Origin of the sequence: Streptomyces sp. W16 (assembly GCF_033194735.1) — a bacterium.
GTDB lineage: Bacteria > Actinomycetota > Actinomycetes > Streptomycetales > Streptomycetaceae > Streptomyces.
Map to the genome: position 1 here is coordinate 1 of NZ_JAWOAI010000390.1, position 9,608 is coordinate 9,608.

Consider the following 9,608-nt stretch of genomic DNA (forward strand, 5'->3'; position numbering starts at 1 on the left):
GGCGGCTGCCTTGGCCTGCGGGGGCAGCGCGCCGATCTCGCGGTTGGCGAGGGCGAGCGGGGAGGTGCCGCCGGTGTGGGCGACCTTGGCCTCCTGGAGCGCGTCGAGGTCACCGGCGGCGGCGAAGGCGGCGAGCGCCTCGTCCCGCATGCGCTCGATCTCTTCCGGTTTCAAGGCCTCGACCTCTACAGGGTCGTACGACTTATTCGGTGCCGACATCTCTTCCCGTGCTTCCGGTTGGCTGGCGGATGGTCCCCGTCCCGACTCGACTCGGGGGACGCGTCGTCGTCCCTGAAACGGGGACGCAAAGGTGCCAAAGGCCGAGTCTAACGGGGGTGAGGCAGGTGACATCGCCCGTGGGGCCTCGTCGGCGGCTGCGGCAGGGTTACTGCAGATACGCCGGGGTGCCCACGGGCAACATAAATCGGAACTCGGCGCCGCCGCCGGGGGCGCGGCCGACCGTGATGGTGCCGCCGTGGGCTTCGACGATGCCCTTGACGATGTACAGCCCGAGTCCGGTGCCGCCGCGCTTACTGCCCCGCCAGAAGCGGGTGAAGACGCGGTTCATGGACTCCTCCGGGATGCCTGGGCCCTCGTCGCTGACCGTCACCGATGTGCCGGTTTCCTCCCCCTCGCGGGGGGACGCCGAGGCCGTGACGTCGATAGTGACGGTTCCCTCGCCGTGCCGCACCGCATTTTCCAGCAGGTTGCTCAGCACCTGGTCGACCTTGTCGGGGTCGGCCCACAGGTCGGGCAGCGGCTGTTCGACGCGGAGCATGAACCGGTCCGCGGGCTGGCCGGCGGCGACGTACGCCTGGATGTGGCGGCCGACGGCCGCGCCTATGTCGACGGGCTGGCGGCGCAGTTCGAGCCGCCCGGAGTCGATACGGGAGATGTCGAGCAGCTCGGCGATGAGCCGGGTGACGCGGTTGGCGTCGGCGTCGACGGTCTCCAGCATCAGCCGCTTCTGGTCGTCGGTGAAGCGTTCCCACTTGGCGAGCAGGGTCGCGGTGAAGCCCTTGACGGAGGTGAGCGGGGAGCGCAGTTCGTGGGCGACGGTGGCGATCAGCTCGGCGTGGCTGCGCTCGGTGCGGCGACGGGCCTCGGTGTCACGCAGAGAGACGACAACCCGGCGGACCGGACCGAGGGGCTCCGCACGCACATACCGTGCCGTGACGAGGACCTCGTGGCCGCCCGGCAGCAGCAGGTTGCGCTCGGGCTGCCGTACCCGGATGGCGAGTCCGCCGTAGGGATCGGTCAGCTGCCACCAGCGGCGGCCCTCCAGGTCCTCTAAAGGGAGGGCCTTCTCCAGCCGCTGTCCGAGGGCGTCGGCCGCGCGGACGGCGGTGATGCGCTCGGCGGCGGCGTTGAAGCAGACGACGTGACCGTGCTCGTCGGCGATGACCAGGCCGTCGGCCAGTTCGTCGGGGTCGATGCCGAGGTCGTCGTGCCGGGCCGCGGACAGCCGGGGCACGCCGCGTGCTCCCGGCGCGCTGCTCGTGCCGACAGTCATCCCCGTACCCCACCTCTTCTCATACGGCGCAGGTGGCCCCCGAGCTGGTCACCCTACTAGCTGTCGGTGACGGAGCGGCACCCTCCGGAGGCGCGCTGTGCACGGGCAGACGCATACAGACATACGGCGGCGGCGGTGGCGAGGTTCAGGCTTTCGGCCTTCCCGTGGATCGGAACGCGCACGACGGCGTCCGCGAGTACGCGGGTCTCCTCCGGAAGCCCCCAGGCTTCATTCCCGAACACCCAGGCGGTGGGCCCGCCCATGGTGCCCTGGTCCAACTCGTCGTCGAGGTCGTCGGTCCCGGCCCCGTCGGCGGCGAGGATGCGCACCCCGATGCCCTTGAGCCCGGCCACGGCCTGCTCGACGGGCACTCCCACGGCGACGGGCAGATGGAACAGGGAGCCCACGGACGCCCGTACGGCCTTCGGGTTGTACAGATCGACGGAAGCGTCGGTCAGTACGACGGCCTCGGCACCGGCGGCGTCGGCGCAGCGCAGGACGGTGCCGGCGTTGCCAGGGTCGCGCACGTTGGCGAGGACAGCGACGAGCTTGGGCCGGGCCTTCAGGATCTCCTCGAAGGGGGTATCGAGGAACCGGCAGACCCCGACGAGCCCCTGCGGCGTGACGGTGGTCGAGATGTCGGCGATGACCTGCTCATCGGCGAGATGCACCCGGGCGCCGGCGTCACGGGCCTCACCGACGATGTCGGCATACCGCTCCGCAGCCTCAACGGTGGCGAACAACTCGACAAGCGTGTCCTTGTACCCCGCGGCCTCCCGCACGGCCTGCGGCCCCTCGGCCAGGAACAGCCGCTCCTTGCTCCGGAAGTTCCGCCGAGCAAGCCGCCGAGCGGCGGCAACACGAGAGGAACGGGGGGAGATGAGGTCGGGGGACATGCTCTGCTTCACCTTCAAATCTCAGGCCAACCGCAATCCCCTCAGGGGCGCGGGGAACTGCGCGACCAGCCACAACGAACCCGCACCCGACAACGAACCGGGCCGGGCCGGGCCAGCACCAAAGAACCCGCAGGCTAATAACCTGCGGGTCCTTCAACTCACACTCACTCTAAAGCCAGCGCAGCGTCACGCGGCCTTCGGCGCGTTCACGTCGCTCGGCAGCGCCTTCTGGGCAACCTCGACCAGCGCGGCGAACGCACCGGCGTCGTTGACGGCCAGCTCGGCGAGGATCTTGCGGTCGACCTCGATGTTGGCCGCGTTGAGACCCTGGATGAAGCGGTTGTAGGTGATGCCGTTGGCGCGGGCAGCGGCGTTGATGCGCTGGATCCACAGCCGACGGAAGTCGCCCTTGCGCTTCTTGCGGTCGTTGTAGTTGTAGACCAGCGAGTGGGTGACCTGCTCCTTGGCCTTGCGGTACAGACGCGAACGCTGACCGCGGTAGCCGGAGGCGGCTTCGAGGATCGCCCGGCGCTTCTTGTGGGCGTTGACTGCCCGCTTGACGCGTGCCACTTGTTTAACTCCTTGTAGCGGGGCCGTGGTTGGACTCACACGGCCCGGAATCGATGGGGTCCCGGTCCAGACGTACGGCGCTCAACCGGAGCGCCGCGTACGTCACTTGCCGAGAAGCTTCTTGATCTTCTTGGCGTCGCCCGGGGCCATCTCGGCGTTGCCGGTGAGGCGACGCGTCACGCGGGACGACTTGTGCTCGAGCAGGTGGCGCTTGCCGGCACGCTCGCGGAGCACCTTGCCGGAGCCGGTGATCTTGAAGCGCTTGCTGGCACCGCTGTGCGACTTGTTCTTCGGCATAGCGCCGTTATCTCCTCGTCGGTGGCGCTCCGGTGCCCGGTCGTGAAACCGGGCACAGGTGGAGCGTCGCTCTTGTATCGGTTACATCCCTGGACTGGCGTCCGGGGATCAGGCGTCGGCGCGAGCCTCGGCCGGGGCCTCGACGGTCTCGACCTCGGCAGCGACGTCCTCGTCGGCGATGTCCTCGCCCTCGATGACTTCACCTTCGATGCCGTCACCCTCGAAGTCGGACTCCGCGGCGTTCTGCGACTTGCCCGGGTTGGCCTTCGCTTCCGCCTTGCGGGCCGCCTGGGCCTCACGGGCCTCGGCCATCGCCTCGGTCTTCTTCTTGTGCGGGCCGAGCACCATGATCATGTTTCGGCCGTCCTGCTTCGGGTTCGACTCGATGAACCCGAGGTCCTCGACGTCCGTGGCGAGCCGCTGCAGCAGTCGGTAGCCCAGCTCGGGCCGGGACTGCTCGCGACCACGGAACATGATCGTGATCTTGACCTTGTCGCCCTGCTTGAGGAACCGAACGACGTGACCCTTTTTGGTGTCGTAGTCGTGCGGGTCGATCTTCGGCCGGAGCTTCATTTCCTTGATGACCGTGTGCGCCTGGTTCTTGCGCGCCTCACGGGCCTTCATGGCCGACTCGTACTTGAACTTCCCGTAGTCCATGAGCTTGCAGACCGGCGGACGTGCGTTCGCCGCCACCTCGACCAGGTCGAGGTCGTACTCCTGCGCAAGCTCAAGGGCCTTGGCAAGCGGAACAATCCCGACCTGCTCGCCGCTCGGACCGACAAGTCGCACCTCGGGAACGCGAATCCGGTCGTTGATACGGGGCTCGGTGCTGATGGATCCTCCTCGGTTAGCACCACACGGCCATCTGGCGGACGGCCGCGTTTGTCTTTGGTAGACAGACCTAACCGCGCCGGAACATGAAAAATGCCCCGGACGATCACAAGACGGGGCTCCAAAGCACTGCCGGAGCACCGCCGCGATGATCGCGGGGCGCGCTTTCGGGCGACTCCATCGTCCGTACGGAACGATGGCAACCGCCTGACCGGGGGTGACCCGCCGTCCATGAGGACAGTCAGGTGGGAGATCGGAGCCTCCACTTGTTGGCCGGGCACGCGAGTGCCTGGCCGGTCATCACACAAGGCTAGCAGCTCCCCGGGGGTGGTGCGAACCGCCGTACACCGGGCCCTATCGTGTGGGGCATGAGTGACACGCCCCCCGAGTCCGCGAATCCCGACTCCCCCGACTTCGACGCCCTGACCCGCGACATCGCGGAGGTCCCGGCGGTCGAGGTGATCGTGACGGTCGCCGTCAACCTGATGAGCGCCGCCGCCGTGAAGCTCGGTCTGACCGACGAGGGCGACAAGTACAAGGACCTGGACGAGGCCCGCAAGCTGGTCACCGCCCTGGCCGGGCTGCTCGACGCGAGCACGACCGAGATCAGCTCCTTCCACGCGGCCCCGCTGCGCGACGGCCTGAAGTCGCTCCAGCTGGCGTTCCGCGAGGCGTCCCTCGTCCGCGACGAGCCGGGCCAGGGTCCGGGCGAGAAGTACACGGGCCCGGTCTACGGCTAGCGGCTCACCCCACACGTACGTAAAAGGGCTCGCCCGGAGGCGTCGCCCCGGCCGGCAGGACTGCCAGGTCGAGGCCGTGCACCAGGCGGGCCCTCAGCGTTTCCTCGGCGGCGAGCCGGCGCGCGACCCCGTGGATGCCGGCGGCGTGCGGTATGGCGGGCTCGAAGACCAGGGCAAGGGTGCCGTCCCCCCGGCCGGGGCCGAGGTAGGCACGAAGTACCCCGCGCATATGGCCGAGCGCGGAGCGGACCGCCTCCGCGACCGCCGGATCGGTGAGCGGGTCCACGCTGGTACGCCCCTCGGCGAGGGCCAGCAGCGCGGGCCCCGACAGCTCGAAGGACACCGGCCCGGCCAGGTCCAGCACGATCGTGTCCGCCTTCTCGTGCACGGCGGCCTGCAAGGCCTGGTGCAGCGGTACGGCCACGGGGCGCGCCGCCGGGTCCCAGCGGGCCAGCGAGTCGCTGGACGTGAAGGCGGGCAGCGCGGTACGACCGCCGGCCTTCAGGGTGGGGACGGCCATGTCGCTGGTCTTCTCGCGGCGCAGCCCGTTCTCGTCCACCTCGGCCTCGCCGAGCATCGCCACCACGGGCACGAGCAGCCGGGCGCCCTTGAGAGCCGCCAGGACGGGATCCACGGCGGTGCGGTCCTCGGCCCAGGCGGCGAGCGCCGCGCTCAGTGCGGGATCGGCCGAACCGTCGTCGTCGGAGTAGCCGGAGTCGGGAATGTTCTTGTTCGCCACGGTGACCGACCCTATCGGGGGGATACTGCTGGGCTTGTGCGGGTCCTGAAACGCAGGAGACACAGGTTTCACACGTTTCTCAGAAACCGTTGACAGACATCTAACTTTCATCTCACGGTTCGCACAGTCGCCGCCTCCACCATCGCGGGCATGGAGTCTTCCAGAGCCGCCCGCCGAAACCACCGCGCGCGTCCCTCCCGGCGCCGTCCGCTCCTCTACACCGCCCTCGCCACCGTGGCGGTCGTGGGCGGTACGGCGGCCGGAACCGTGTACGTGAAGGCACAGGCGCACTCCGGCCCCGTATCGTCGTCGGCGGCGCCGTCCGCCTCGGCGTCGGCATCGGGCAGCGGGGAGGCGACGGTGGAACCGGTGGCACGGCCGACGGTGGACTACGACGCCCTGCTGGCCGAGGCCATGAAGGCGGTGACCCCGGCCGGGAAGCAGAAGGTTTCCGTGGCCGTGCTCGACGTGGACTCCGGTGAGAGCGCCACGTACGGCGGCGCGGCCTACGACACGGCGAGCATCGTCAAGGTCGACATCCTGGCGGCACTGCTGCTGCAGGCGCAGGACGCGGGGCGGCAGCTGACCACGACGGAGAAGTCGTACGCCACCACGATGATCGAGAACAGCGACAACAACTCCGCGACGGCGCTGTGGAACATCATCGGCACGGCGGACGGACTCGACGCGGCCAACAAGAAATTCGGACTGACCGGCACCACTGGTGGCGACGGCCCGCTCTGGGGGCTGACGCAGACCACGGCCGCGGATCAACTCACCCTGCTTCAGCAGGTGTTCGGGGACGACTCGAAGCTGAGCTCGGCCTCGAAGTCGTACATCCAGGGGCTGATGGGAAAGATAGAGGCCGATCAGCAGTGGGGGGTGTCGGCGGCGGCCGACGGCTCCAAGTGGAAGCTGAAGAACGGCTGGCTGGCGCGGAGCACGACCGGGCTGTGGGACGTCAACAGCATCGGGCGGGTGACGGCCGCGGACGGGCACGAGTACCTGATCGCGGTGCTGTCGAAGGGCAGCACGACGCAGAACAAGGGGATCACGCTGATCGAGGCGGCGGCGAAGGCGGGGGTCGCGGCGTTCGCGGGGAGCGACTCCGCTACGTCGGCTTCCGCGTCCGCCACCGACTGACTTGTCCAGGGTCTCCTGCGGGGTCTAGAAGCCCTCGGGCCGTTTGCGTCGGCCGCGCCACAGGACGACCGCCGCGACGAGCAGGACTCCACCGGCGCTGCCCGCGAGGGGGCCAGCCCAGTCGGAGGTGCGGCTGTCGGTCTTGGCGGGGTCCGGGCCCGAACCGAAGTACTTCTTGCCGTAGGCGGCGGCGCGCAGGCTCGTCGGTTTGAGGGCTGCGGCGGCCTTGATCGCGGCGGCGGGGTCGATGAAACCGAAGCCCCGGGAGTCGTCACGGCCGCCGACCGGGGGGTTGCGGGCGGTGTCTTCGAGGAGCTTCTTGATCTGGGCCGGGGTCAGTCCCGGGTGGGCCGCCTTGATGAGCGCCACCGCGCCCGAGACGAAGGCGGACGCGGCGCTGGTCCCCCAGCCCTCGTAGTACTTGTGGTCGGGGTCGGCGATGACGACGTTGACTCCGGGCGCGCTGACCGTGGCGTACCAGCGGCGGGTGGAGAAGGAGGCGCGGGTGCCGTAGCGGTCCACGGCGGTCGCGGCGATCACACCCGGGTAGGCGGCCGGGTAGGAGACGTGGTCGCCCTTCTCGCCGCCGTTGCCGGCGGAGGCGACGACGGCGACGCCCTTCTTCAGGGCGTACTGCACGGCCTCGTCCTCGGCGGGCTCGGGGTGGGCGGAGGCGGAGTCGTCGCCGAGGGAGAGGTTGATGACGTCGGCGCCGTGGTCGGCGGCCCAACGGATGCCGTCCGCAAGGGCGTTGCCGCGGGTGGTGCGGGCCTTGCTGCGGGCGGAGTCGCCGTCTTCGAGGATCACGCGGACGGGCAGGATCTTCGCCTCCGGGGCGACGCCCACGACGCCGTCCTCGTCACCGGGGCCGTGTCCGTGCCCGGCGATGATGCCGGCCATGGCGGTGCCGTGCCGGGCCCAGGCCCGGTCACCCGGCTTCGCCCCGAAGCCGACCATGTCCTTGCCGGTGAGGACGTTGCCGGTGAGGTCGGGGTGGTCGGCCTCGACGCCGGTGTCGAGGACGGCGACGGTGATGCCCTTGCCCTTGGTGGTCTGCCAGACCTCCTGGGTGTGCATGGCGTCCAGGGCCCATTCCTGGGCGCGTATGCCGTCGGCGTGCGCGACGGTGGACGGGACCAGGGCGAGGGAGGCGGCCAGGAGGGCGCTCACCAGCCCGGCCCGGCGGGACGTGACGCTCATGAATTCCCTCCCGAGGCCTTCGAGGTCGCCGAGGTCTTCGAGGTCTTTGAAGTCCCCGAAGTCTCTGAAGCCGAGGTCTCGGAGGGTGAGTCGACGGTCTTGCGCAGGCTCCGCTCGACGCGGTCTGCGAGCCCCTGCGCCTCGTTGCCGAGACCCGACTGCGAGGGGGCCGTGGTGGAGCCGGAGGTGACGGCTTCGTCGGCGGGTTCGGGTGCGTCGACGGTACGGCCGTCCGCCCAGCCGGAGACGGCGTAGACGACGACGGGCGCGTCGGTGAGGACGGAGACGGTCCAGGAGGCCCGCTGTTTGTCGCCGAAGGCTGCGGCGACAGTGCCCTTCGCGGCGTACGGGCGGGGCAGGAGGTCGGTGCGGTCGCCGAGCTTCTCGTTCTTGAACCGGGCGGACAGGGAGGTCATCGCGGCGATGTCGGCCTTGGTGAAGAGCAGGCCGACCGTCGTGACATAGCTCTGGGTGGCGTCGGTGTAGGTGGCGCGCAGGAGCCGTTGGCAGCCGACCGGGGCGAGCACTTTGCTCAGCAGCGCGTCGAAGGCGCCCGCGCAGCCGGTGTCCGGGGCCACGGCGATCCGGGTCCAGGTGCGGTCGGCACCGCCGGGGCCCGCGCCCTGGCCCTGCACGGTGGGCGGGAAGAGCTGGTCGACGGGCACGCTGTGCCACAGCTGCCCGGCGGCTGCGAAGGTGCTCGCACCGCCGTCGGACCCGTCGTCGCCGGTGAGCCAACTCCCGGTCACCGCACCGCCGATGAGACCGAGACCGAGCACGACACAGGCGGCGACTGCGGCGGTACGGGACCGTATCCGCGCCCCCAACGGCCGCGGCCGTACCCGCTCGTCGTACCCCTCGGGCTCCCCGAACGACACAACTGGCCGACCGCCACCGGGGGTTACCGGCGAACTCCAGGAAAAGGCGGGATCGGGACCGGAGTTGACCCCGGGCCGCGGCATTTCGGACGCGGGGCGGACGGGGGTACCGGGGGCGGCGGGCGACCAGGCGCTGGTGCCGGTGTCATCGGGGACAGGCGCGGGGACGGGCCGAACTGGGGTACTGGGAGCGGCAGATGACCAGGGGGCGGTGCCGGCGCCTTCGGCGGGCCGAACCGGGTTGCTGGGAACGGGAGATGACCAGGGGCTGGTACTGGACGAGTCCTCGGTCGGCCGAACCGGCTTAGTGGGAGGGGCCGGTGACCAGGCGCCCGTGTTGGTGACGTCGTCGGCGGGCCGAACCGGCGTACTGGCAGCGGCAGATGACCAGGCACCGGTGCCGACGCCTTCGGCGGTGGGTGCGGAACCCTGCGGGGCGGACGCGGAGGAGCTGGGACCGGACGCCGTGGGTCCAGCGGGAGGGGCATCGGCAGGCCGCGAGCCACCAGTCCCGGTACCGGGACTGGTACCCGAGGAGGGATACGACGCACCGGCACCGGAGGAAGGCGACCACACACCGCGCGTGGGCGCACCGCCAGTGGGATCCGTGAACGATTCACCCCGCCAAGGGGCAGCGGGGGGCGGCCTCAGCTGAGAGGAGCTCTCCGACGGGTCTTCGGGGGTGACAGCCGGACGCGACGGGGGTGTTGCCGGCCGGGCAGGGGTGTCGCGCTGCCGGTCGCCCACCTGCGGCGAGGTCTCGTTCGCGGGGCGCGACGGATCGACGGGGCCGGGAGACGC

General features: G+C 70.3%; 9 protein-coding genes and 2 pseudogenes. 2 read left to right on the plus strand and 9 right to left on the minus strand.

The features are described 5' to 3' along the window. From R6V09_RS37080 to infC, 6 genes and pseudogenes are all read right to left on the minus strand, one after another. Positions 1-219 (minus strand): annotated as a pseudogene (locus R6V09_RS37080) (phenylalanine--tRNA ligase subunit alpha); the annotation flags it as partial. A gap of 166 nt (positions 220-385) precedes the next feature. Beyond that, entirely contained in the window at positions 386-1,513 is a 1,128-nt protein-coding gene (locus R6V09_RS37085; RefSeq protein WP_317885871.1) for a sensor histidine kinase, read from the minus strand. Positions 1,514-1,569: 56 nt separating this feature from the next. Next, positions 1,570-2,409, minus strand: a complete 840-nt coding sequence (locus R6V09_RS37090; RefSeq protein WP_317885872.1) for a TrmH family RNA methyltransferase — start codon at positions 2,407-2,409, stop codon at positions 1,570-1,572. Between the two features lie 186 nt (positions 2,410-2,595). Further along, positions 2,596-2,979: a 50S ribosomal protein L20 gene (rplT, locus tag R6V09_RS37095; RefSeq protein ID WP_019066261.1), complete on the minus strand. Its 384-nt coding sequence runs from the start codon at positions 2,977-2,979 to the stop codon at positions 2,596-2,598. A 102-nt stretch (positions 2,980-3,081) separates the two neighbouring features. Next, positions 3,082-3,276 (minus strand): 50S ribosomal protein L35, encoded by a 195-nt coding sequence (rpmI, locus tag R6V09_RS37100; RefSeq protein WP_019065473.1) that lies wholly within the window; start codon positions 3,274-3,276, stop codon positions 3,082-3,084. A 108-nt stretch (positions 3,277-3,384) separates the two neighbouring features. Next, a pseudogene (gene infC, locus R6V09_RS37105) lies at positions 3,385-4,135 on the minus strand (translation initiation factor IF-3). Between the two features lie 340 nt (positions 4,136-4,475). On the opposite strand from infC, the gene R6V09_RS37110 reads away from it, so the two are divergent. Further along, the gene (locus R6V09_RS37110; protein ID WP_200714450.1) at positions 4,476-4,847 is read left to right on the plus strand and encodes a DUF1844 domain-containing protein; all 372 of its coding nucleotides are present in this window, start codon (positions 4,476-4,478) and stop codon (positions 4,845-4,847) included. A gap of 4 nt (positions 4,848-4,851) precedes the next feature. Here the strand turns inward: R6V09_RS37110 and R6V09_RS37115 are convergent, their stop codons facing one another. Then, positions 4,852-5,586, minus strand: a complete 735-nt coding sequence (locus R6V09_RS37115) for an SseB family protein (protein ID WP_317885873.1) — start codon at positions 5,584-5,586, stop codon at positions 4,852-4,854. A gap of 150 nt (positions 5,587-5,736) precedes the next feature. On the opposite strand from R6V09_RS37115, the gene R6V09_RS37120 reads away from it, so the two are divergent. Next, positions 5,737-6,729, plus strand: a complete 993-nt coding sequence (locus R6V09_RS37120; protein WP_317885874.1) for a serine hydrolase — start codon at positions 5,737-5,739, stop codon at positions 6,727-6,729. A 24-nt stretch (positions 6,730-6,753) separates the two neighbouring features. Here R6V09_RS37120 and mycP read toward each other — a convergent pair whose 3' ends face one another. Together mycP and R6V09_RS37130 are read right to left on the minus strand one after the other, a co-directional pair. After that, positions 6,754-7,929 (minus strand): type VII secretion-associated serine protease mycosin, encoded by a 1,176-nt coding sequence (gene mycP, locus R6V09_RS37125; protein WP_317885875.1) that lies wholly within the window; start codon positions 7,927-7,929, stop codon positions 6,754-6,756. Next, a complete protein-coding gene (locus R6V09_RS37130; RefSeq protein WP_317885876.1) occupies positions 7,926-8,807 on the minus strand; it encodes a hypothetical protein in 882 nt (293 codons plus the stop codon). The genes mycP and R6V09_RS37130 overlap by 4 nt, the downstream gene beginning before the upstream one ends. Between the last annotated feature and the right edge of the window lie 801 nt (positions 8,808-9,608).

Excerpts from the sequence above, each read along its gene's own strand:
- R6V09_RS37085 (WP_317885871.1), bottom strand. The coding sequence starts at position 1,513 with ATGACTGTCGGCACGAGCAGCGCGCCGGGAGCACGCGGCGTGCCCCGG.
- R6V09_RS37090 (WP_317885872.1), bottom strand. The coding sequence starts at position 2,409 with ATGTCCCCCGACCTCATCTCCCCCCGTTCCTCTCGTGTTGCCGCCGCT.
- rpmI (WP_019065473.1), bottom strand. The coding sequence starts at position 3,276 with ATGCCGAAGAACAAGTCGCACAGCGGTGCCAGCAAGCGCTTCAAGATC.
- R6V09_RS37110 (WP_200714450.1), top strand. The coding sequence starts at position 4,476 with ATGAGTGACACGCCCCCCGAGTCCGCGAATCCCGACTCCCCCGACTTC.
- R6V09_RS37120 (WP_317885874.1), top strand. The coding sequence starts at position 5,737 with ATGGAGTCTTCCAGAGCCGCCCGCCGAAACCACCGCGCGCGTCCCTCC.
- mycP (WP_317885875.1), bottom strand. The coding sequence starts at position 7,929 with ATGAGCGTCACGTCCCGCCGGGCCGGGCTGGTGAGCGCCCTCCTGGCC.